Genomic DNA, 23,655 nt, shown 5'->3' with positions numbered 1-23,655 from the left:
ACAAAGAGCCGAGCTCAGTGAACCGGCCCACGCCAGTCAAAACCGACAATTTCTTCCTGCTGATCTTCCGTGCACTGCGTCACCGTCGTGTGCCGATTGCATTGCGCATTGCCAGCCATAACGTAATCCTGGTCGCCCTGGCCTTGGTCATCTATGCCTGCGTGATGGGTTTGCAATTCAAGCAGGCCATGCACGAGCAGGCCGATGCCCTGGGTGAAAGCCTGACGACCCAGACCGCCACGTCCGCCACCGAGCTGCTGGTGTCCAACGACATCCTCAGCCTCAACGTGCTGCTCAACAACCTGACCAAGAACAAGCTGGTGGCCCACGCCGCCATCTACAGCGTGGACAACCGTATCCTCGCCGAGGCCGGGCAGCGTCCCAAGCCTGGCCTGCTGGGTGAGTCCGGCGGTATGTACCAGAGCAAGATCACCTTCCAGGATGTGACCGCCGGGCAACTGCGCATCAGCCTGGACATGGACCAGTTCCAGCAACCGATGACCATCAGCCTGCAAAGCATGGGCATCCTCAGCGCGATCCTGCTGGCGCTGGCACTGGCCTTGAGCCTGCGCCTGGGACGACACATCTCCACGCCGCTGTTGCAATTGCGCGTCTGGCTGCGTGACATCGACGAACACACGCCGGCCACCCAGCGCCAGGACGAAATCGGCGACCTGGCCCGGCAACTGCACGCCAGCTTCGCGCCGGAACCTGAGCCCGTGCCGGAGCCAGAGGAGATCGACTACGTTGACGACGATGCCGAGCCAGGCTTCGAAGTGCGTAACCTGCGCGACCCGGGCTTCGACGAAAGCCAGCCGATGCCGGCCTCCAAACCGGCGCCACGCCACGTGGTTCGCACAGTAGAGGACGAGGAAGACGACGACGCCTTCGCCGACCTGCGTGACGAGTCAGTCGACGGGGCACCTCAGCCGATTGCCAAGCCTGTGGCCTCGAACCTGCCCCAGCACAGCGCTGTACTGGCCGTGCAACTGGGCGCCCAGGATCAACTGCGCCGCCTGCCCCAGGCGCGCCTGAAGGAGTTGCTCGAGCGCTACCGCGACTGTCTCGACCAGGCCGCCTCGCTCTATCAGGGCGAACTGCACACCCTGAACGACGGCAGCACGCTGATGCTGTTCCACACCGAAGACAGCGGCGACGACTACCTGACCAACGCCATTTGCTGCGGTGAGTTGCTGCGCGCCTTGGGTCACCAGTTGCAGATCGAAGTCGCCGACAGCGGTATCACCCTGCAATTGCAATTGGGCCTGACCTTGGGCGATGGTTTGTTCGGCCTGAGCCAGATCGACCTGCTGCTGACCGAAACCGCCCAGGACGCCCTGGCGCTGTCGCAACACAGCCGCAATCTGCTGCTGGTGGAGCGCAAGATCAACGACGACGCCCTGATCCGCCAACGCGCGCGCATCCGCCCCATCGCCAGCCCCGAAGGCGCGTGCTGCGTGGAGCGCTTGATGGAGCCCTACCCCTCGATGCTGGAGCGGCAACTGGCGCGGATGCATGAGCGCCAGGCCTGAGTCCCGGGACTTGAAATAACGAAGCCCGCAGATAAGTGATTGTCTGCGGGCTTTTTTGTTGCCTTCGCCGCCACCATCGCGAGCAAGCTCGCTCCCACAGGGGACCTCTGCAAAGCCACAGACCCGGGGCATCACCGCCCCCGTGGCGAGGGAGCTTGCTCCCACACTGGGTCTGCGGCTTGCAGAGAACCCCTGTGGGAGCGAGCTTGCTCGCGATGAGGCCGGCACAGACACTAAAGAACCAACCGGCAGAAACAACGAAGCCCGCATCAAGGCGGGCTTCGTTTTGCATCCGGTCCGGTCATCAGAACCTGAACACTTCCATGTCCGTACGAATCGGCAAGGCCATGGGAATCTTGTCCTTTTGCTTTTCTACCGGTTTGGCTGGGGCAGGCGCGGCCTTGCGGGGCACTTCGGCGACAGGCGGCTGGTTGGCCAAAGGCTTGAGCGACACGGACAACTGTTCGGCCAGGCGTTGCAGGAGCACGCCCTGGGCCTGGACCTGTGCCGCCGTGGTGCCGGCATGTTGCTCTTGCAGATGAACGATGCGGTTCTCACGCACCTTGCCACGACGGTCGATCAACCGCCATTGGGCGTCGAGCACTGCCGGTTGGGCTTTACCCGAGTCCAGGCGGGTAATCGACAGCAGCACCTGCACATCCGGGGTGAAGCCCTGGGTCGCCGGTGCCAGCACCACGCGCTGGCTGTCCAGGTGCCCGGCGACCTGGCGCAGCAACAACTGATCGATGTCGGAGGACAGGCTACCGGCCCAACGGCCGTCAGTGGCGGCTTGCAGGCTGCCGTCCGGTTGGCGTTGCAACAAGGTTTCACGCTGCAGGTAGTCAGCGATCAGAACCGGGCCGAGCAATACGGCCATGCCTGTGCTTTGCGCAGGCTGGGCCGGGGTTCCGCTGTCCAGTTGGTACAGCGACACCGGCTGGTTCATGCTGCAGCCCGCCAGGCCAAGCAGGCCGGCGAGCCACAAAATAGGGAGGCGCAGAGCAGTCATCGTTCCGTCCAGGTGGCAGCCACAAGGCTTACCACAGTGAAAAAATACTCGGTCAATATGAAGAACGCTCGGCCACGCCGGCGCTTGAAAGGGCCTATCATCCGTGAATATGCGCGCCGACTCCAGCGCGAAAGCATCGATCCGCGGCATTTAATCGCAGACCGAGCCGTCTAGTACGCCTAATTGAGGTTTTCGACGAGCAGCGCATCGACTCGCTGAAATCCCCTCGGAAGCTTGTTGCCCCGCCGACCGCGTTCACCCTTGTAATGCTCAAGATCGTCTGCCTTCAACGAAAGCGTACGCTTTCCTGCCTGTAGCACAAGCGTGGCGCCTTCCGGTAACACTGCAATATCCGTGACATATTCCTCACGGCTTGCCACCCGTTCGCCGGAAATACCGATGATCTTGTTGCCCTTGCCTTTACCCAGTTGTGGCAGGTCGCTGATCTTGAATACCAGCAACCGGCCTTCGGTGGTAACCGACGCCAGCCAGTTGCTCTCTCGATCGGCAACCGGGCGCGGCGCAATCACCTTGGCGTTGTTCGGCAGGCTCAACAACGCCTTGCCCGCCTTGTTCTTGGCTTGCAGATCCTCACCCTTGACCACGAACCCGTAACCCGCGTCCGATGCAATAACGTACAGCCCATCATCATCAGGCATCAGCACGCATTCAAAAGTTGCACCCGGTGGCGGAGTTAATCGACCGGTCAGCGGCTCGCCCTGACCTCGGGCCGACGGCAGGGTGTGGGCCGGCACCGAATAGCTGCGCCCGGTGGAGTCGACGAACACCGCAAATTGGTTGGAACGCCCGGCCGCCAAGGCCTTGAAACCGTCCCCGGCCTTGTAGGAAAGCCCCGTCGCGTCAATATCATGACCCTTGGCCGAACGCACCCAACCTTTTTCCGACAGTACGACGGTGACTTTCTCGTTCGGCAGCAGGTCGTGTTCGGTCAGCGCCTTGGCTTCGGCACGCTCGACGATAGGCGACCGACGGTCGTCGCCATAGGTTTCAGCGTCCTTGAGCAGTTCGGTGCGCACCAGTTTCTTGAGCTTGGCTTCGCTGCCCAGCAAGGCTTGCAGCTTGGCCTGCTCCTTGAGCAACTCATCCTGCTCGGCCCGCAGTTTCATCTCTTCCAACCGCGCCAACTGCCGCAGGCGGGTGTCGAGGATGTAGTCGGCCTGGATTTCGCTCAGGGCAAAACGCTCGATCAGGCTGGCCTTGGGGTGCTCCTCGGTGCGGATGATGTGGATCACTTCATCCAGGTTGAGGTAGGCAATCAGCAAGCCGTCCAACAGGTGCAGGCGGCGCTCGACCTTGTCCAGGCGGAATTGCAGGCGCCGGCGCACGGTCTTGACCCGGAACTCCAGCCACTCCACCAGCAATGCCCGCAGGTTTTTCAGCTGCGGCTTGCCGTCCAGGCCGATGATGTTGATGTTGACCCGGTAGCTGGACTCCAGGTCGGTGCTGGCGAACAGGTGCTGCATCAGCGCGTCGTGGTCGACCCGACTGTTGACCGGGATGATCACGATGCGGCACGGGTTTTCATGGTCGGACTCGTCACGCAGGTCCGCCACTTGCGGCGCTTTCGACGGTTTTGCCTGCATCATCGCGGCAATCTGTTCCAGGACCTTGGCCCCGGACACCTGATGCGGCAGCGCCGTGACAATGATGTCGCCGTCTTCGATGTGGTACACGGCGCGCATGCGCACCGAACCGCGACCGGTCTCGTAGATTTTCAGCAGGTCGGCGCGCGGGGTGATGATTTCGGCTTCGGTCGGATAGTCCGGGCCCTGGATGTGCTCGCAGAGTTGCTCCACCGTGGCTTTCGGCTCGTCCAGCAAGCGCACGCACGCCGTGGCCACTTCCCGCAGGTTGTGGGGCGGCACATCGGTGGCCATGCCCACGGCGATACCGGTGGTGCCATTGAGGAGGATATTCGGCAAACGTGCTGGCAAAACCAAGGGTTCGTCGAGGGTCCCGTCGAAGTTCGGCCCCCAGTCCGCGGTGCCCTGGCCCAGCTCGCTGAGCAGCACCTCGGAATAGCGCGACAGCCGCGCCTCGGTGTAACGCATGGCCGCGAAGGACTTGGGATCGTCCGGCGCACCCCAGTTACCCTGACCGTCCACCAACGTGTAGCGATAGCTGAACGGCTGGGCCATCAGCACCATGGCTTCGTAGCAGGCCGAATCGCCGTGGGGGTGGAACTTACCGAGCACGTCACCGACGGTACGCGCCGATTTCTTGTGCTTGGAATCCGCATCCAGCCCCAGCTCACTCATGGCATAGATGATCCGCCGCTGGACCGGCTTCAAACCGTCGCCGATGTGCGGCAGGGCGCGGTCCATGATCACGTACATGGAGTAATTGAGGTAGGCATTTTCGGTGAAGTCAGCCAGCGATCGGCGTTCTACGCCGTCTAAGCTGTCTGCAAGAATGTCGCTCATGCGGGCCTCATCAGTTCGTTGTCTGGCGCAGCAGCATGGTGCCGTCGCGCTGGGTAAATTCAAGTTTGTTCAGGGCGCTCATGCCCAGCAGCACTTGCGTGCCACCCAAGCCTGGCGCCACCAGGGCACGGACATCGCGCAAGACGATGTCACCCAATTGCAGCCGGTCGATGCGGGTGCGATAGCCCTCGCTCAAACCGTTGGCGGTACTCAATGTCACGCCGAAACCTTTTTCCAGCTTGAGGCGCTCGGCCAGCTCCACCGGAATCGCCACGTCGGTGGCACCGGTGTCGAGCATGAAGTCCACCGACTGGCCGTTGATCTGGCCGCTGGCGACGAAATGCCCCTGTTGATTACCGACCAGCTTCACCTCGATAAAACCTTCACCTCTTTGCGAGTACACCTGGGTATTGGGGTTTTGCTGGCGCTGCTCCCATTGGGCAAAAAACCGCGTTGCCAGAAACAGCGCCGCGCACCAGGCCAGGATCATCAGCACCCGGCCGGCGCGCTTGCCCGGTGGCGGCGGGCTCATGGCGAGGCGCTCCAGCCACCGTCGGGCGCGGCAAAGCGCCAGACGATCGGTCGCTGCTCGCCATCGGCCCGCGTGCCATCGTTGTTGTCCAGGCCGATCCAGGCCCCCTCGGCGTCCACCACCAGGGCTTCGGCCAGCCCGTAGGGCTGGGGATAACGCCGGTTGTCCTGCAACGCCTCGGCAGCAAACGACCAGCAGCGCTCGACCTGGGCAGTCTGCGGGTCACGCCGACAGATCTGGTAGGCGTTGCGCTCCAGGGTAAACAGCTTGCCATTGAACAATGACAGGTCGGCGAAATCCCGCGAAACCGCCTTGGCCTTGAGGAACTGCGCCGGCTGCATCTCCAGCCCCGCTTCGCTCAGCAACACGCAATTGCCATCGCAGTCCCACACCGTTTGCTGGCGCTTGATCAGCAACAGACCGCGACGTTCGCGCTCAGCCGCCAGCCACAATTGATCACCGGCCGGGTTGATCGCCAGTCCTTCGAACAACGCGTTGAAATGCAGCAACATGCCACTGGCACGGGCCTGGCGGATCAGGGTGGGGGCGATTTTCAACCACGACGCGGGCCCCGAAGGCGGCACCTGCAACACCGCGGCATGGGACTCACTGACCACATAACGGTTGCCGGCGCTGTCACAGCTGATGCCCTCGAAATCCAGCTCGCCACCGCGCAGGAACGACGCCGCCCAGGTCCGTGAGCTCAAGCCCCAGGGCAAACCGCTGTCCGGCACCTTCGGCACCTCGATTTCAACCACCTCGGCCTGCCAGACCGGCGCCTCGGAGGGTGCGAGGCGATAGATCCGGTCATCGTCGCGGTCGGACACTGTCCACATTTCGCTGCCGCACAAGGCCAGCCCGGACAGATTGCCCCCACGCATGCCATCGACGGCGTGCTCGGACAGCAACTTCAATTCTGGTGCAGGCCCGGCAACGACAACCCCCGCCCACAGCAATAACGCCAGGGCGAAACCGTTGCGCATCAGGCCAGCACCTCGGCCAGGTCCCCTTTGGACTCGAGCCAGGACTTGCGATCGCCAGCGCGCTTCTTCGCCAGCAACATGTCCATCATTTCCGAGGTCGCTTCGAAATCATCCAGGGTCAACTGCACCAGCCGGCGGGTGTTCGGGTCCATGGTGGTTTCACGCAACTGCGGCGGGTTCATCTCGCCCAGGCCCTTGAATCGGGTGACCTGCGGCTTGCCGCGTTTTTTCTCGGCCACCAGACGATCGAGGATGCCATCGCGCTCGGCTTCGTCCAGGGCGTAGTAGATTTCCTTGCCCAGGTCGATGCGGTACAGCGGCGGCATCGCCACGTAGACGTGACCGGCGTCCACCAGCGGGCGGAAATGCTGGACGAACAAGGCGCAGAGCAACGTGGCGATGTGCAGGCCGTCGGAGTCGGCGTCGGCGAGGATGCAGATCTTGCCGTAACGCAGCTGGCTCATGTCCTCGGCGCCCGGATCGACCCCGATGGCCACGGCGATGTTATGCACTTCCTGGCTGGCCAGCACTTCGCTGCCGTCGACTTCCCAGGTGTTGAGGATCTTGCCCCGCAGCGGCAGGATCGCCTGGAACTCCTTGTCCCGCGCCTGCTTGGCCGAACCGCCGGCGGAGTCACCTTCCACCAGGAACAGCTCGGAACGCATCGGGTCCTGCCCGGCGCAATCGGCGAGCTTGCCCGGCAATGCCGGCCCCTGGGTGATGCGCTTGCGCTCGACCTTCTTGCTGGCCTTGAGACGCCGGCCGGCGTTGTTGATCGCCAACTCTGCCAGGGCCAGACCGGTTTCCGGGTTGGCGTTGAGCCACAGGCTGAACGCGTCCTTGACCACACCGGAAACAAACGCCGCCGCTTCGCGGGACGACAGGCGTTCCTTGGTCTGGCCGGAGAATTGCGGTTCCTGCATCTTCATCGACAGGACGAAGGCGATGCGTTCCCAGACGTCTTCCGGCGCCAGCTTCACGCCACGGGGCAGCAGGTTGCGGAACTCGCAAAACTCGCGCATGGCGTCGAGCAAGCCTTGGCGCAGCCCGTTGACGTGGGTGCCGCCCTGGGCCGTGGGGATCAGGTTGACGTAGCTTTCCTGGACGCTTTCGCCGCCTTCGGGCAGCCACAGCAGCGCCCAGTCCACCGCCTCCTTGTTACCGGCCAGGCTGCCGCAGAACGGCTCGTCGGGCAGGCGTTCGAAACCGCTGACCGCGTCCACCAGGTAAGAACGCAGGCCGTCTTCGTAATGCCATTCGACCTTCTCGCCGGTGGCCTTGTCCTCGAAACTGACCAGCAGCCCCGGGCACAACACGGCCTTGGCCTTGAGCACATGCTTGAGGCGGCTGACGGAAAACTTTGGTGAATCGAAATACTTCGGGTCCGGAGCGAAATACACGCTGGTCCCGGTGTTGCGCTTGCCGACGGTGCCGACCACTTCCAGCTCGGTGGCCTTGTAGCCGTCGGCGAAGGTCATCTGGTATTCATTGCCGTCACGCTTGACCCGCACCCGTACCTGGGTCGACAGGGCGTTGACCACGGAAATACCCACCCCGTGCAAACCGCCGGAGAACTGGTAGTTCTTGTTGGAAAACTTGCCGCCGGCGTGGAGCTTGGTGAGGATCAGCTCGACGCCCGACACGCCCTCTTCAGGGTGAATGTCCACCGGCATGCCGCGGCCGTCATCGCTGACTTCCAGCGAGTGATCGGCGTGCAGGATAACCTGCACCGACTTCGCATGCCCGGCCAAGGCTTCGTCGACACTGTTGTCGATGACTTCCTGGGCGAGGTGGTTCGGCCGACTGGTGTCGGTGTACATGCCGGGGCGCTTGCGCACCGGGTCGAGGCCCGAGAGGACTTCGATGGCGTCTGCGTTATAAGAGCTAGCGCTGGGAGTGGCCATGGGGTCTCGTCGTCAGTGTTCAATGAAAAAGGGGCGATGGCTCACAGCGACGTGAAGTCGATCGCCTGGTACAAATCGGCGCCAATGCCGGCAAAACTCAACAGCGCCGGCAACTGCTGGGCAAACCCTTGGAAACTGTGGTCGCCGCCGGCCTGGATGCGCAAGGCACAGGCGCGGTAATACTGCTGGGCGTGGCGATAATCCAGCGTTTCGTCACCGGTTTGCAACCATACCTGATACCGCTGCGGATCCCGGGGCGCCGGCACTTCCAGCTCGGCCAGGGCCGTCACGTGGTCGTGGGTCAATTCCCAGGTTTCGTCGGTGTACAAATTCTTCTGCGTGCCCAGGTAGCCGTCGAACATCCGATGCGGGCTGACGGCTGGGTTGATCAGCAGGGCCTTGAGGCCGTGGCGCTCGGCCAAGTGAGTGGCATAGTAGCCGCCGAGCGAGCTGCCGACCAGCAGCGGCCGCCCCAGTTGCGTAATCGCCTGTTCCAGCTGACCGATGGCCTGGCGGGGGTGGTGGTGCAAGGCGGGCACCTGTAGCTGGTCGCTCAGGCCCAGGCGTGCCATCACGTCGACCAATTGACAGGCTTTGGTCGAGGCTGGGGCGCTGTTGAAGCCGTGGATATAAAGGATCGAACCCGACATTGCCGACTCCCTGGGTGCTGGGCAAAGGCCGGAGTTTACAGGGAGATTGCGGTGGTTGGGGGGGATTTGACCGTGTTATTGCCTCCTATGAATCGTCGATCACAGCACCTGTGGGAGCAAAGCTTGCTCGCGAGGCGGCCTTGTAGCCGACCTGTTTCTCCCGGTTGTACTCCGATCAAACTGTGGGAGCGAGCCTGCTCGCGATGGCGGCTGGACTGAGTACATATCCATTCCTGCGGTAACGGCGACTTATGGTTTCGCCCTTACGGCGAGTCACTTTCGAAAAGCGCGAAAGTAACCAAAGCGCTCCTGCCCCACCACTCGGCACCTCGCTAAGGCTCGGTGTGCCCTCACTCCGGCATTGCTCCGTGGGCCCGCCGCGAAGGGCCATCCATGGCCCAGCGCGGCTATCCCGGCATCCATGCCGGGATGCCCACTCCACAATGCCTGCGTTCGGCCAGCGTGGTTAACGGGGCGCCGAGATCAACGTCCACCGCGAGGCGGCCTGAGAGCCGACCTGGCTTAGGGTGACCGCGTTTCTCCTGTGGGAGCGAGCTTGCTCGCGATGGCGTTGGATCAGCCTGCATCGGCGTTGGATGTGCCGCTGCCATCGCGAGCAGGCTCGCTCCCACAGGGATTTGTGGTGAATGCGATACCTGAGAACAACTCGAAAAAAATGTGGGAGCGAGCCTGCTCGCGATGGCGGTGGACCAGCTTGCATCAGCGTTGGATGTACCACCATCTTCGCGAGCAAGCTCGCCCCCACAGTTGGATTGAAGTACTGCCGCCGGAGACAGGTCGGCGATAAGTGCTCCCCCACAATGCTTCCGCTCGGCGCTAGCGCGGATCGACGATGTCCAACGCCCGGTTCGCCAACAACTCACTGATCTCGATCATCTGCTGGACTCCCAGGGCGAAATGCCGGCGCGAGCCTTCCAGGTCGAAGGTCAGGTCGCCGAGCATGGCGTTGGCGGAGGCTAGGGTTTCGCTGAGGTTGGCTAGGAGGGTTTCGGTGTCTGCGCTCTCCGCGACAGAGAACAATTGGCTTGAGGGCTGTTTCTTCTTGGGTTGGGGCTTGGGGTCGAGGTAATGGTCGATGGCTCGCTTGGCGGCTTCATCGAGTTTTTGGGGATCGAGACCGGCGTGGGCTGATGAGGGATCGGTTTCGGGGGGATTGGGCGTGGCTTTGAACATGATGTAGTTCCTTTTACGTAGTGGAACCGCCATCTCCCGTTTCCAGGCGAGAAGGTGGCAGCTATGCACGGGCTGGAAAACCGAGGTAAAAGGCAAACCCGGCAGACTCGAAAGTCTCCCGCGCACAGCCGCCATAACGCAGAACTGAACGCTCAAAAGCGCCGCAGTATCTCACGGGGCTCGCTGATATGCCTTTTACTCATCGGGTTTCCAGGCCCGGCCGCTGAATTTGCAGCGACGGGAAAAGACTAGCGACAGCCCTTCCCACCCGGCAACCGCCAGAGTTCGTCGGAAAAATCTGCTTGAGTCAGGAAGTTTGTCCGACCATTCCCACAACCCTGATCGGCTGTCAGGACGCTATCGCGAGCAAGCTCGCTCCCACACAGGTTTTTGGTCGTTTATAAGATGAGCGTCCATCGCTGATCCCTGTGGGAGCGGGCTTGCTCGCGAAAGCAGTGGGTCTGCTTGCATCAATGCTGAATGTACCGCCGCCTTCGCGAGCAAGTCCGCTCCCACAATTGGATTGGGTACACCCGCAAGAGCAGGTCGGCTATAAGGCCGCCTCGCGAGCAAGCTTTGCTCCCAAAGGTCCTGCTCAAACAAGTCTGATGGGTGTACACCCCGCAAGAGCCAGGTCGGCTATCAGGCCGCCTCGTGGTGGGGTGGACGTTGATCTCAGCGCCCCGTTAACCACGATGGCCGAACGCAGGCATTGTGGAGTGGGCATCCCGGCATGGATGCCGGGATAGCCGCGCTGGGCCATGGATGGCCCTTCGCGGCGGGCCCACGGAGCAATGCCGGAGTGAGGGCACACCGAGCCTAAGCGAGGTGCCAAGTGGTGGGGCAGAAGCGCTTTGGTTACTTTCGCGCTTTTCGAAAGTGACCCGCTGTAAGAGCGGAACCATAAGTGGCCGTTGCCGCAGAAATGGATATGTACTCAGTCAAGCCGCCATCGCGAGCAAGCTCGCTCCCACAATTGGATCGCAGTACAGCCGTGAGAAACGGGAGTGTCAGATTTTTTGTGTGCGGGCCGGTAACGGCCTGCCGTTAGGCAGACCTTCATTTACCACGTCGGCCTGATGAACCGATCCCCGTACAGGATCGCGAACTGATTCATCGCACTTTTCCAATCATGGGCCGCACTGCCCCAGTTTGCTGTGATATTGCGCAAGCCCAGCCAGATCAGCTTCGTGGCAGCATCATCGGTTGGAAAGTGTCCTCTCGTTTTAATGATCTTTCGCAGTTGAGCGTTGATGCTCTCGATTGCATTGGTCGTGTAAATCACTTTCCGGATGGCGGGCGGGAAGACAAAAAACGGGATAACTCGATCCCAGGCGCGTCGCCAGGCAGCCACGACGGTCGGGTACTGCTTGCCCCAGGGGCCGGTTTCGAATGAGTCCAGAGCCACTTCGGCGGCCTCGGCGTTGATCGCTTGATAGATCGGCTTGAGAGCCTTGGCCAGTTCCCGACGTTTGTCCCAGGCTGCATAGTCGAGGCTGTTGCGGATCAGATGCACGATGCAGGTTTGCAACGTCGTCTCAGGAAACACCGCGCTCAGGGCTTCTGGCATGCCTTTGAGGCCATCGGTCACGGCAATCAACACGTCTTCGACGCCGCGTGTCTTGAGGTCATTGAAGACCTTCATCCAGAACTTGGCGCCTTCCGTTGTCTCGATCCAGATGCCCAAGATATCGCGGGTTCCGTCCGGTAGTACGCCCAAGGCCAAGTAGATGGCCTTATTGCGGACCAGACCTTCTTCCCTGATTTTGACCCGCAGCGCGTCGAAGAAGATGACCGGGTACATCGGCTCAAGCGGTCGTTGCTGCCAAGCGCCGATCTCTTCCATCACCGCGTCGGTGACCGAGCTGATGAAGTCGTGCGAGACATCCGTGCCGTACTGCTCCAGGAGAAACGCACGAATCTCGCGAACCGTCATGCCCCGAGCGTACATGGCGATGATCTTGTCATCGAAACCGGTAAAGCGCCGCTCATGCTTGGGAATCAGAATCGGCGCAAAGCTGCCATCGCGATCTCGGGGAATCTCCAGACGAAGCGGACCGTCGTCTGTCAAAACGGTCTTGCCACTTTTACCGTTGCGCTGGTTACTCGACTCCTCGGGGCGCTCCGCGCCCTGAGGATAGCCAAGATGGTGACCCAGCTCTGCACCCAGGGCTCGCTCGATAAGCGCCTTCTTGAAGGCCATCGACGCGTCCTGAATCGCCTCGGCAGTCATAGGACCTTTGACGAACTGATCAATCAGCTCCTTCGGGATCGAAGGGAACTCGGTTTTGGCCTCCAAGGCCGTCTTCTTTTTGATTGGCATACATGCACCTCTTCAGCATGTTATGCCCGAACACAAAATTTCTGACAGTCCCTGAGAAACAGGCCGGCTGTAAGGCCGCCTCGTCCTCAATACCCGTTGGACTCGTAATCCGGAGTGAACTCAAAACCAACCACCCGCTCAACCCCCGTCTCCAACCGCCCATCCGGCAAAAGCCGCAACCACCGATACCCCGGCGCCTGCGAGCCCACCGCAAAATCCTCACTCCCCGGCTCAAACTGAATACAGGTCGAAGGCGAAGCCAACAAACGAACCCCCTCGCGCACCTGATCAACCTCCTGATGCACATGCCCCCACAGAACAGCACGCACCTGGGGAAAACGATCCAACACCGCAAACAGCGCCTCAGGATTACGCAACCCGATCGGCTCCATCCACACACACCCAATCGAAACAGGATGATGATGCAGACACACCAGATGATGCCGCTCCGGCGCCTCGCTCAGCGCATTGGCCAACAGAATCAACTGTTCCTCGGCCAAAAAACCCGGCACCGAACCTGGCACGGCAGAATCGAGCATCGTCACCCGCCAATTGCCAATGTCCACCACCGGATCGAGCAACGTACTCTTGACCGCAGCCTTGAGCATCACCTGCGGCTCATCATGGTTACCCGGAATCCAGCGCGCCGGCGCATCGATTCGCCCACTCAACTGCCGAAACGCTTCATAGGATTCCAGCGTCCCGTCCTGGGACAAATCCCCCGTGGCAAGCACCAGATCAATGTTGGGCTGCTGCTCGAGCACCAGATCAATGACCGCCCGCAAACTGTCACGGGTGTTCATGCCCAGCAACGAAGCATCGGCCTCGGCGAACAAATGGCTATCGGACAGTTGGACCAACAACGCCGCATCGGCCGTGGTCAAGCTGGATACGCTCGGCAAATCGCTCTCTCCCAGGCGCAATCACGCCGTTGCATGAAGCCGCAATTATGCTGGGGGACGATCGAAAGGGGAAACCCGCGAACCGGAACCGGTTCACAACTACCGAACGACTTCGAACTCGTGGCCCAGCGCCAGGCAATGACTCAGCCACTCGCCCAGGAACAGATTCAACTGGGCTTTTTCGTCCGGCTGGTGCATTGACGCATTGGGATAAGGATAGATGCCACGAAAGCGTCGCGCATGTTCGGCGCTGACGACTTCGGCCATGCGCGCATCGTGATAGACCTGCACTTCCAGCTGCGGCACCGGCAACCAGGGCAGGCTGTGCTCCTGCCGCACCTGCAAGGTGGTGGTGTAGGGACAGGTCTGCAGCACTTCCAGGGCCAGCACACCGAGCATCTGGTCGCCGTGGGTCACGGCGATGCGGCGCGGCAACGGGTCGTTGCGCATGTCCGGCAACAAGCGCATCAAGCGGGCGTAGTTGGCCTCGCAGGCGGCCTGCAACCCTACCAGATCGACGCGATAGCGGTCGCGCAGCTTGTTCAGGACCATAGCCCCCTCACTTCATCGCGATTCAAGGCCAGCCATTGCAAGGCAATGATGCTGGCCGCGTTGCAGATACGCCCGTCGCGCACGGCTTGCAAGGCATCCTCAAAGGCCCAGACCTTCACCCGAATGTCCTCGGCTTCCTCCAGAAGGCCATGCAGGCCGCCTGCCCCCGTGCTGTCGCAACGCCCCAAGAACAAATGTACGAATTCATTGCTGCCGCCCGGCGATGGAAAATATTGGGTCATCGGCCAGAGCGCAGCGAAGACAAGCCCAGCTTCCTCCTGCGCTTCGCGATGAGCAACTTCTTCCGGTTGCTCGTCCTTGTCGATCAGGCCGGCCACCAGTTCCACCAGCCAGGGGTTGGTGGTCTTGCCAATGGCCCCCACGCGAAACTGCTCGATCAACACCACTTCATCGCGCTGCGGGTCGTAGGGCAGCACACACACCGCGTCATGACGCACGAACAGTTCACGGCTGATCTCACGGCTCATGCCACCGGCAAACAACTCGTGGCGCAACACGAGGCGGTCGAGCTTATAGAAACCCTTGAAGCAGGTTTCACGCTTGACGATGTCCACGGTGTTCGGTGTGGCGTTGGCGAAGTCGGTCATGACAATCCTCGTGTGCAATGGATCAATACGAGGTTCCAACCTCGGCTTCGCGCCATCCTAACGCGCCCGTACCCTTTGATGCAGCCCCTTTCCGGTGATCGGGATGGACGGCTGCGCTGAAAATCACTCTAATGAGCTTAGTGGCGAACTGATTGCCTTGCCGACAGTCGAAGCGGGTAACTTTTTGCCTTTCCGTGTTTCATGAAGGACGCCCATGTCGCTTTTCAAAACCGCCTCCGTGGCTGCCATTGCCCTGACCCTGGGCGCTTGTCAAAGCCTGTTCCAACCCAACTATCGCGCACCGCTGGAGACCACCCGCGACGCTTCGGAACAACTGCAACAAGGTTGCGCCAGCGCCGACTGCCCATTGGTGAACATCGATACCCTGCACTTTCCCGCCGAGCCCGCCCTGGACGGCATCATCGAAAAACGCCTGCTGCAAATGACCCGCACCACCCCGGACGCCCCGGTGGCGCCGACGCTCGCCGCCTACCGCGAACAGTTTCTGCGCAACGCCGCACCGCGCAACAGCAGCTATTTGCAGGCCAAGGTACGCGAGCAACATGACGGCCTGGTGATTATCGAATTGTCCAGCTACCTGGACACCGGCGGTGCCCATGGCACGCCGGGTCGCGGCTTCATCAACTATTCGCGCCAGCAACACAAGGTGCTGACGCTGTCGGACATGCTGTTGCCGGGGCAGGAAGAAGCCTTCTGGAAAGCCGCGCAAGTCGCCCACAACAGTTGGCTGATCAGCACCAAGCTGGATCAGGAACCCGAGTTCCTGAAACAGTGGTCTTTCCAGAAAACCCCGCACATCGCGCTGACCTACGGCGGGGTGATCCTCAAGTACGAAGTGAGCACCATCGCCCCGTATGCCTTGGGCCACATCGAACTGAAGATCGCCTATCCACGCCTCAATGGCATCCTCAAGCCCGAGCTGTTCCCCGGCCGTAGCTGAAAGCCCGACCCAACAACAGTTGCAGCAACCCTGCCAGGATAAGCGACGGCAGGGTGGCGCCGACGTCCGGATAGAGGTTGGCCAGCAGATGATAAGTGCTCACCCCACCCAGCCAGGCCAACAGTGCCGGCCAGCGCAACGCGGCTGACACCACTTGGCTGCTGCGTTGGCGCAGGATGAAGTGGTCCACCAGCACCACGCCGAACAGCGGCGCGAACACCGAGCCGATCAACAACAGGAAGTTCTGGTATTGCGCCAACGGTGCGAAGCAGGCGATCAAGGTGCAGATGACACCAATCGCCAAGGCCAGGTGTTCGACTTTCAGCCCCGACAACATGCCAGTGGAAACCGCCGCCGAGTGGATGTCGGCGAAGGCGTTTTCCGACTCGTCCAGCAGAATCAGCAGTAGCGGAATACCCAGCCCGGCGCCAGCCAGGGCCAGCAGCAACGCATTGACTTCACCGCTCGGCGCGAAGGCCAGGGTGTAGGCCACGCCCAGGCTCATCAGCCAGAAGTTACCGATGAAGAAGCCCACGGCAGTGCCGCCGAAGACGTTCCTGGCCCGTTTGCCGAAACGCGAGTAATCGGCAATCAGCGGCAACCACGACAGCGGCATGGCAATGGCGATGTCGAACCCCACCGCCAGCGGCATCGAACCATCGCCCGCCTGGCCCCAAAGTGCCGCCAGGTCAGCCTTGGCGAACAGGTTCCAGGTCAACCAGGTGCACGCCGCCAGCAACAGCCAGATGCCCCACTTGCGCAGGACCTTGCGCACGAACGTCAGCGGCCCGCTCACCGCGAGCAAGGTCGCCAAGGCGCCGAAGAACAGCGTCCACAGCAGCGGGTTCGAACCCAGGCTACCTTCGCTGAAGGCTCGGGCACCGAGCAGGCTGGCAGCATCGCGCATGACGATGATTTCGAACGAGCCCCAGCCGATCAACTGCAGCAGGTTCAACACCGCCGGAACGCTCGCGCCCTTGCCACCCAGGCTGAGCTTGAGGGCGGCCATGGCCGACAGGCCGGTGTCACTGCCGATCACCCCGACGGCCGCCAGCAGCAGGACGCCCACCAACGTGCCAAGGAAAATCGCCAGCAACGAACCGCTCAGGCCCAGGCCCGGCGCGAGCAAGGCGCCGACCTGCAAGACCATCAGGCCGATGCCGAGGGAGAACCACAGGGAAAACAGATCGCGGGCGCCGAAGACGCGTTTGTCCAGGGGGACAGCGGTGTCGGGGGAATAGGTGCTCGGTTGGATGTTCAAGGGTTGTTATCTCAGAGGGATACTTGTTGTTCCGATGATCGCCTTCGCGAGCAAGCCCGCTCCCACAATGGACCTGCTGTGAACACAACAGCTGCGTACACCAACGATCTACTGTGGGAGCGGGCTTGCTCGCGAAGGCGGCAGTGAGATCACCGCCGCCTTCCGGCTCAAATCACACTTTCTTGTAAAGCTGACTACCTTCCTTCTTGAACCGCTCCGCCTGCTCCGCCAAACCCTGGGCAACCTCGACATCCACCGCTTCAATGCGCTGGTTGGCGGCGTACTCGCGCACTTCCTGGGTGATTTTCATCGAGCAGAATTTCGGCCCGCACATCGAGCAGAAATGCGCCACCTTGGCCGAGTCCTTCGGCAGGGTTTCGTCGTGGTACGAGCGGGCGGTGTCCGGGTCCAGGCCGAGGTTGAACTGGTCTTCCCAACGGAACTCGAAACGCGCCTTGCTCAAGGCGTTGTCGCGGATCTGCGCGCCCGGGTGGCCCTTGGCAAGGTCGGCGGCATGGGCGGCGATCTTGTAAGTGATGATCCCGGTCTTCACGTCATCCTTGTTCGGCAGCCCCAAGTGTTCTTTCGGGGTTACGTAGCAGAGCATGGCGCAACCGAACCAGCCGATCATCGCCGCACCGATGCCGGAGGTGATGTGGTCGTAGCCCGGCGCGATGTCGGTGGTCAGCGGGCCGAGGGTGTAGAACGGCGCCTCGTCGCAGCACTCGAGCTGCTTGTCCATGTTCTCTTTGATCAATTGCATCGGCACATGGCCGGGGCCTTCGATCATGCACTGCACATCATGCTTCCAGGCGATCTTGGTCAGCTCGCCGAGGGTTTCCAGCTCGCCGAACTGCGCTTCGTCGTTGGCGTCGGCAATCGAGCCCGGACGCAGGCCATCGCCCAGCGAGAAGCTGACGTCGTAGGCCTTCATGATTTCGCAGATGTCTTCGAAGTGGGTGTAGAGGAAGTTCTCTTTGTGGTGCGCCAGGCACCACTTGGCCATGATCGAACCGCCACGGCTGACGATGCCGGTGACGCGCTTGGCGGTCATCGGCACATAGCGCAGCAACACGCCGGCGTGGATGGTGAAGTAGTCGACGCCCTGCTCGGCCTGTTCGATCAGCGTGTCGCGGAACAGCTCCCAGGTCAGGTCTTCGGCCACGCCGCCGACTTTTTCCAGGGCCTGGTAGATCGGCACGGTGCCGATCGGCACGGGCGAGTTGCGGATGATCCACTCGCGGGTTTCGTGGATGTGCTTGCCGGTGGACAGGTCCATGACCGTGTCCGAACCCCAGCGAATGCCCCAGGTCAGCTTCGCCACTTCTTCTTCGATGGACGAACCCAGGGCACTGTTGCCGATGTTGCCGTTGATCTTCACCAGGAAGTTACGGCCGATGATCATCGGTTCCAGTTCGGTGTGGTTGATGTTGGCGGGGATGATCGCGCGGCCACGGGCGATTTCGTCACGCACGAATTCCGGGGTGATGACTTTCGGCACACTGGCGCCGAAGCTGTGGCCGGCGTGTTGCTGGTCCAGCAGGCCGGCGGCGCGGGCCACTTCCAGCTTCATGTTTTCGCGGATGGCGACGTATTCCATCTCGGCAGTGATGATGCCTTTGCGCGCGTAGTGCATCTGGCTGACGTTGGCGCCCGGTTTGGCGCGACGCGGGTTGTTCACGTGGGCAAAGCGCAGCTTGGTCAGCTCGGGGTCGGCCAGGCGTTCCTGGCCGAAGTTGGAACTCAGGCCCGCCAGGCGCTCGGTGTCGCCACGGGCTTCGATCCACGGCGAGCGCACATCGGCCAGGCCTTTGCGCACGTCGATGATCACGTTCGGGTCGGTGTACGGGCCCGAGGTGTCGTACACCACCACCGGCGCATTGATTTCGCCGCCGAAGTCGGTGGGGGTCACGTCGAGGCTGATTTCGCGCATGGGCACGCGGATATCCGGGCGGCTGCCCTGGACATAGATTTTTTGCGAGCGGGTAAAGGGCTGAACCGATTGCTGATCGACCTGGGCCGATTCACTGAGGTTGATCGCGTTTTTTGATTTTGTCGTCATCACGGGCTCTCCAGACACACATCCAGGCAGTGGATTTTTGTCGGAGCGAACCTGTAACGAATGGACGCGTCCCTGCACGAAAGTGCGGACGCTGTGCTTGCTGCTCGAGTGCGTTCAAGGGTCGAACGACATCCCGGACGAAGCACAAGAGGACTCGCCGGGTGACGAGAAATCTTGTTCCCTACGCAGGCGCTAACCTGATCAGGTTCAACGGGATCCGAAATTATTCGATCTCAGCCTCATAGCAAGGCACCCCGACAAGAACCCGGCCAGTCTAGACACAACTACCAGAGAACGCCATCGCCAGGGCAAAAGGCGTGATGAATGGCGCATATACAGGATTGTTGCCATGCCGTCGCGCAACTACACTCGCTACGCCACGCGCCTCTTATGCGCATTCTCATTAGTGAATTAGGGATAGCCTCATGCTGCGCAAACTCTCACTGGCCCTGGCCGTGTCTTGTGCGTCCAACGCCATGGCCTGGGCCGCCGAAGCGCCCTTGACCACCAAAACCGATCTGGTGAGCGTGTATCAGGAAGCGGTGGACAACAACGCCGACCTGGCCGCTGCCCGCGCCCAATACGGCGCCCAAAAGGAAGTGGTGCCCCAGGCCCGCGCCGGGTTGCTGCCCAACCTCTCGGCCGGTGCAGACTTGAACAACACCCGTACCGAACTCGACCAGCCGGCGATGACCGCCACCCGCAGTTCCACGGTTTATCAGGCCACGCTGTCCCAACCGATTTTCCGCGCCGACCGCTGGTTCCAGCTCCAGGCGGCAAAGTCCGTCGACGAACAAGCGTCGCTGCAACTGTCGGCCACTGAACAGAACATGATCCTGCAAAGCGCCGAGAGCTATTTCAACGTGCTGCGTAGCCAGGACAACCTGGCCTCGACCAAGGCTGAGGAAGCGGCGTTCAAGCGCCAGCTCGACCAGTCCAACGAACGCTTCGACGTCGGCCTGTCGGACAAGACCGACGTGTTGCAATCCCAGGCCAGCTACGACACCGCACGCGCCAACCGGATCCTCGCCCAGCGCCAGGTCGAGGACGCGTTCGAAGCGCTGATCACCCTGACCAACCGCCAGTACAACTCGCTCCAGGGCATCGTCCACACCCTGCCGATCCTGCCGCCGACGCCGAACGATGCCAAGGCCTGGGTCGACACGGCGGCCAAGCAGAACCTGAACCTGCTCGCCAGCAACTACGCCGTCGATGCCGCCGAGGACACCCTGCGCCAACGCAAGGCTGGCCATGCGCCGACCCTCGACGCGATAGCCCAGTACAGAAAAGGCGACAACGACGGCCTCGGTTTCACCAACCCGAGCCCCACCGGCCAGCGTTATGGCGGCGATGCCGAGCAACGCACTATCGGCTTGCAACTGAGCATCCCGATCTACAGCGGTGGGCTGACCAGTTCCCAGGTGCGCGAGTCCTACTCGCAGCTCACCCAGACCGAACAGCAACGCGAAGGCCTGCGCCGGCAGGTGGTGGAAAACACCCGTAACCTGCACCGCGCGGTCAACACCGACGTGGAGCAGGTCCAGGCCCGGCGCCAGTCGATCATCTCCAACCAGAGCGCGGTGGAAGCCACGGAAATCGGCTATCAGGTGGGCACCCGCAACATCGTCGATGTGCTCGATGCCCAGCGCCAGCTGTACACCTCGGTGCGCAACTACAACAACGCCCGCTACGACTACATCCTCGACAACCTGCGCCTCAAACAGGCGGCCGGGACGTTGAGCCCGGCGGACCTGCAGGACCTGTCGCGCTACCTCAAGCCCGACTACAACCCCGACCGCGACTTCCTGCCGCCGGACCTGGCCCAGGCGGCAGCGCAGCAGTTGCGCTCGCGGCCGGCGCAGTAACCACCGGCGACGAATCCCCCTGTGGCGAGGGAGCTTGCTCCCGCTGGCCTGCGAAGCAGGCCCAAAACCAGTCACCGCGTTCTGCCAGCCAGAACGGTAGTGCCGATTTTACGACTGCTTCGCAGCCGAGCGGGAGCAAGCTCCCTCGCCACAAAAGCTCAACCCATCAACCGCCCCAACCCCGCCAGCAACCGCTGCAACGCGCCCTGATTGCGGCGCATCACCGCAAGCCCCGCCTCGGCCATGCGCTGGGCATCCCGGGGCAGTTCGAACAGGCGCTGGACCGCCAGGGCCAGGCTTCGGGCATCGTCCACTTCCGTCAGCGCACCGGCGGCGCGCAGTTGCGCGGCGATTTCGAGGAAGTTGAACAGGTGCGGCCCACTGAGCACCGGTTTCGCCAGGGCCGCCGGTTCGAGCAGGTTGTGCCCACCGTTGGGCACCAGGCTGCCACCGACAAACGCGCTGTCGGCCAACGCGTAGAGAAACAGCAGTTCACCCATGGTGTCGCCGAGCAATACCGAAGCCTGGGCGGTAACCGGTTGGCCGCTGGAGCGCCGCACCGTGACCAGACCTTCGTTTACACACAACTGGTGCACGGCGTCGAAGCGCTCGGGATGGCGCGGCACCAGAATCAGCAACGCATCGGGATAACTGTCGAGCAGCCGACGGTGGGCGGCCAGCACCACTTCGTCTTCACCTTCATGGGTGCTGGCGGCGATCCACACCGGACGCTCGGTCGCCTGCCACTGGCGACGCAAGGCACTGGCGTCTTCGAGCAGTTGCGGGTCGATGGTCAGGTCGAACTTGATCGAGCCGGTGACCTCGACGGTTTCCGCCCGGGCGCCCAACTGGCGCAAACGCTCGGCTTCGGCTTCGGTCTGCACGGCGAACAGGCTCATCTCGGCGAGCATGGGTCGGGTGAGCTTGGGAAAACGTGCATAACCCCGCGCCGAACGCTCCGACAACCGCGCGTTGGCCAAGGCCACGGGAATGCCGCGCCTGGCGCACTGGTGAATATGATTGGGCCACAGCTCGGTTTCCATGATCACCGCCAGGGACGGGCGCACCCGGTCGAGAAAACGCTTGGCGGCGCAAGGCAAGTCGTAAGGCAGATAGCAATGCTGGATGCGCGGCTCGCTGGCGAATAACGCCCGGATCCGCTCCGAACCGGTGGGCGTCATGCTGGTGACGGTGATCGGCAGCTGTGGATAACGTTGCAGCAAGGCGCGGATCATTGGCGCGGCGGCAATGCTCTCGCCCACCGACACCGCATGCACCCAGATGCCCCCCGGCACCATCACCGGCAGCCCCCAGGAGAACCGCTCGCCAATGCGCCGGGCATACGCTGGCGCCTTGCGGGCCCGCAACCACAGCCGAATCGCTACCAGTGGCAGCCCCAGATAAAACAACGCGCTATAGAGAGTTCTGTTCATGGCGGCGGAGTTTATCGGGTTTTCAGCCGATCGCCTGCAACTGCACGGCAAAACGTTCAGCCAGCCAACGGGCGGCCGGCCCCAGGGGTTCGTCGCGGCGCCAGACCAGTTCCACCACCAGGGCCGGCGGGGTCCATTCGCTGCTGAGTTCGACCATGTCGCCCAGATACGCTGGGTATTGCACCACATGCCGTGGCAGCCAGGCCCAGCCCAGGCCACTCCTCAGCCATTCGGCCAGCACATAGAAACTGTCGGCCCGCCAGACCTGCGGGCTGGCCTGCTCGCTGCCGGGATAGACGCTGGACTGGGTCGCCATCAACAACTGACGGTGCCGGGCCATTTCCCGGCAGGTCACATAGCCATGGTTCGCCAGGGGATGGTCCCGGCCGCACACCGTGACCATTTCGACGCTGCCCAGTACCCGGCGCTCCAACGCTTCGGGTATCTGGTCGTGATAGAACAGCAAGCCGAGGTCGGCGCGTCGCTCCACCAGTTTGCGCGCCACATCACCCTGGGCGGCGCTGGCCAGTTGCACTTCGAGGGTGGGAAATTGCTCGGCCAGGGCCGCCAGGCTGTCGATGACCGGCTGATAGGGCATGGCTTCGTCCTGGGCCAGGCGCAGCGACGCTTCCTGCCCGCGCATCAAGGCCAGGGCCCGGCCATTGAGACGCTCGCACTGGCGCAGCACTTCCCTGGCTTCTTCGAGCAGGGCTTCGCCCGCGTCGGTGAGCCTGGGCTGGCGGCCGCTGCTGCGCTCGAACAGGCTCACCCCCAAGTCCTCCTCCAGCAAGGCAATCGCGCTGCTGATGGCCGATTGCGCCTTGCGCTGGTCCCGGGCCACAGCGGAAAACGAACGTTTCTCGGCGACTCCGACAAACAGCCGCAATTGCTCCAGGTTCCACTGTACGTCCATGGCTCAACCTATCTTGATTACAGATAGGTAATGACTTTACCGCATCTGGGCGATCTCTAGAATGGGCCCATCGAAAGACGCACCGTCAAGAGGAGCTACCCATGAACGCCTACTACTACCTGGCCATCGCCATCTGCGCCGAAGTGATCGCCACCGTTTCGATGAAAGCGATCAAGGGCCTGAGCACACCCCTGCCCTTGCTGCTGGTCATCGTCGGCTACGCCACCGCGTTCTGGATGCTGACGCTGGTGGTGCGCACCGTACCGGTGGGCGTGGCCTATGCGGTCTGGGCCGGACTGGGGATCGTCATGGTCAGCGTGGCGGCGCTGTTCATCTACGGGCAGAAACTGGACGTGCCAGCGATGCTGGGGATGGCGCTGATTGTGTTGGGGGTGGTGGTGATCCAGCTGTTTTCCAAGACCGCCGGACACTGAAAACCCACTGATCATCGAGCTGGATTGCGTTCCTATCGAGCTGGAATACCTTTTCATTGAGCTGGAACACATTTGTGGCGAGGGAGCTTGCTC

At 62.1% G+C, this 23,655-nt stretch carries 19 protein-coding genes and 1 riboswitch; of the genes, 4 read left to right on the top strand and 15 right to left on the bottom strand.

The features are described 5' to 3' along the window. The first annotated feature begins 17 nt into the window (after positions 1 to 17). Positions 18 to 1,532 carry an AhpA/YtjB family protein gene (locus tag AC515T_RS02860; protein WP_496531366.1) on the top strand — a complete coding sequence of 505 codons (1,515 nt, stop codon included), beginning with the start codon at positions 18 to 20 and terminating at the stop codon, positions 1,530 to 1,532. Between the two features lie 304 nt (positions 1,533 to 1,836). Here the strand turns inward: AC515T_RS02860 and AC515T_RS02855 are convergent, their stop codons facing one another. The 11 genes from AC515T_RS02855 to AC515T_RS02805 all read right to left on the bottom strand — a co-directional run bounded on the left by AC515T_RS02855 (position 1,837) and on the right by AC515T_RS02805 (position 14,633). Next, positions 1,837 to 2,541 carry a PqiC family protein gene (locus AC515T_RS02855; protein ID WP_496531365.1) on the bottom strand — a complete coding sequence of 235 codons (705 nt, stop codon included), beginning with the start codon at positions 2,539 to 2,541 and terminating at the stop codon, positions 1,837 to 1,839. A 179-nt stretch (positions 2,542 to 2,720) separates the two neighbouring features. Next, complete coding sequence (gene parC, locus AC515T_RS02850) at positions 2,721 to 4,985, bottom strand: DNA topoisomerase IV subunit A (protein ID WP_122567325.1); 2,265 nt, start codon at positions 4,983 to 4,985, stop codon at positions 2,721 to 2,723. A gap of 10 nt (positions 4,986 to 4,995) precedes the next feature. Then, positions 4,996 to 5,517, bottom strand: coding sequence for a retropepsin-like aspartic protease family protein (locus tag AC515T_RS02845; RefSeq protein WP_496531364.1), 522 nt, complete (start codon positions 5,515 to 5,517; stop codon positions 4,996 to 4,998). Next, positions 5,514 to 6,500 carry an esterase-like activity of phytase family protein gene (locus AC515T_RS02840; RefSeq protein WP_496531363.1) on the bottom strand — a complete coding sequence of 329 codons (987 nt, stop codon included), beginning with the start codon at positions 6,498 to 6,500 and terminating at the stop codon, positions 5,514 to 5,516. Before AC515T_RS02840 ends, AC515T_RS02845 begins: the two co-directional genes overlap by 4 nt. Continuing rightward, positions 6,500 to 8,404, bottom strand: coding sequence for a DNA topoisomerase IV subunit B (parE, locus tag AC515T_RS02835; protein ID WP_053181455.1), 1,905 nt, complete (start codon positions 8,402 to 8,404; stop codon positions 6,500 to 6,502). Before parE ends, AC515T_RS02840 begins: the two co-directional genes overlap by 1 nt. 41 nt (positions 8,405 to 8,445) lie before the next feature. Next, positions 8,446 to 9,054, bottom strand: a complete 609-nt coding sequence (locus tag AC515T_RS02830) for a YqiA/YcfP family alpha/beta fold hydrolase (protein WP_496531362.1) — start codon at positions 9,052 to 9,054, stop codon at positions 8,446 to 8,448. 837 nt (positions 9,055 to 9,891) lie between these two features. Next, a complete protein-coding gene (locus AC515T_RS02825) occupies positions 9,892 to 10,248 on the bottom strand; it encodes a DUF6124 family protein (RefSeq protein WP_496531361.1) in 357 nt (118 codons plus the stop codon). 1,063 nt (positions 10,249 to 11,311) lie between these two features. Continuing rightward, positions 11,312 to 12,571 (bottom strand): IS256 family transposase, encoded by a 1,260-nt coding sequence (locus tag AC515T_RS02820; RefSeq protein WP_496530171.1) that lies wholly within the window; start codon positions 12,569 to 12,571, stop codon positions 11,312 to 11,314. 86 nt (positions 12,572 to 12,657) lie between these two features. Continuing rightward, the gene (cpdA, locus tag AC515T_RS02815) at positions 12,658 to 13,473 is read right to left on the bottom strand and encodes a 3',5'-cyclic-AMP phosphodiesterase (RefSeq protein ID WP_496531360.1); all 816 of its coding nucleotides are present in this window, start codon (positions 13,471 to 13,473) and stop codon (positions 12,658 to 12,660) included. Positions 13,474 to 13,572: 99 nt separating this feature from the next. Further along, complete coding sequence (locus AC515T_RS02810) at positions 13,573 to 14,025, bottom strand: DUF1249 domain-containing protein (protein ID WP_024618006.1); 453 nt, start codon at positions 14,023 to 14,025, stop codon at positions 13,573 to 13,575. Continuing rightward, on the bottom strand, positions 14,016 to 14,633 hold the full coding sequence (locus AC515T_RS02805; protein WP_122564969.1) for an NUDIX domain-containing protein: 618 nt from the start codon (positions 14,631 to 14,633) through the stop codon (positions 14,016 to 14,018). Before AC515T_RS02805 ends, AC515T_RS02810 begins: the two co-directional genes overlap by 10 nt. Positions 14,634 to 14,847: 214 nt before the next feature. Here AC515T_RS02805 and AC515T_RS02800 point away from each other — a divergent pair, with 214 nt between their 5' ends. Further along, the gene (locus tag AC515T_RS02800) at positions 14,848 to 15,594 is read left to right on the top strand and encodes a DUF3298 domain-containing protein (RefSeq protein ID WP_496531359.1); all 747 of its coding nucleotides are present in this window, start codon (positions 14,848 to 14,850) and stop codon (positions 15,592 to 15,594) included. Here the strand turns inward: AC515T_RS02800 and cytX are convergent. Further along, the gene (gene cytX, locus AC515T_RS02795; protein ID WP_496531358.1) at positions 15,563 to 16,855 is read right to left on the bottom strand and encodes a putative hydroxymethylpyrimidine transporter CytX; all 1,293 of its coding nucleotides are present in this window, start codon (positions 16,853 to 16,855) and stop codon (positions 15,563 to 15,565) included. The genes AC515T_RS02800 and cytX overlap by 32 nt on opposite strands. 172 nt (positions 16,856 to 17,027) lie before the next feature. Further along, positions 17,028 to 18,917 carry a phosphomethylpyrimidine synthase ThiC gene (thiC, locus tag AC515T_RS02790; RefSeq protein WP_305491602.1) on the bottom strand — a complete coding sequence of 630 codons (1,890 nt, stop codon included), beginning with the start codon at positions 18,915 to 18,917 and terminating at the stop codon, positions 17,028 to 17,030. Between the two features lie 161 nt (positions 18,918 to 19,078). Further along, positions 19,079 to 19,184, bottom strand: a riboswitch (TPP riboswitch). A 158-nt stretch (positions 19,185 to 19,342) separates the two neighbouring features. Between thiC and AC515T_RS02785 the strand changes: the two genes are divergently transcribed. Further along, the gene (locus tag AC515T_RS02785; protein WP_305482467.1) at positions 19,343 to 20,782 is read left to right on the top strand and encodes a TolC family outer membrane protein; all 1,440 of its coding nucleotides are present in this window, start codon (positions 19,343 to 19,345) and stop codon (positions 20,780 to 20,782) included. A 158-nt stretch (positions 20,783 to 20,940) separates the two neighbouring features. Here the strand turns inward: AC515T_RS02785 and waaA are convergent, their stop codons facing one another. Then, complete coding sequence (gene waaA, locus AC515T_RS02780) at positions 20,941 to 22,215, bottom strand: lipid IV(A) 3-deoxy-D-manno-octulosonic acid transferase (RefSeq protein WP_496531357.1); 1,275 nt, start codon at positions 22,213 to 22,215, stop codon at positions 20,941 to 20,943. Between the two features lie 22 nt (positions 22,216 to 22,237). Next, the gene (locus AC515T_RS02775) at positions 22,238 to 23,128 is read right to left on the bottom strand and encodes a LysR family transcriptional regulator (RefSeq protein WP_496531356.1); all 891 of its coding nucleotides are present in this window, start codon (positions 23,126 to 23,128) and stop codon (positions 22,238 to 22,240) included. A gap of 101 nt (positions 23,129 to 23,229) precedes the next feature. Between AC515T_RS02775 and AC515T_RS02770 the strand changes: the two genes are divergently transcribed. After that, on the top strand, positions 23,230 to 23,562 hold the full coding sequence (locus tag AC515T_RS02770; RefSeq protein WP_046065574.1) for a DMT family transporter: 333 nt from the start codon (positions 23,230 to 23,232) through the stop codon (positions 23,560 to 23,562). The last annotated feature ends 93 nt before the right edge of the window (positions 23,563 to 23,655 follow it).

The sequence above is a fragment of the Pseudomonas sp. FSO-7 genome (assembly GCF_059579345.1).
This window is presented reverse-complemented; position numbering and strand designations above follow the sequence as displayed.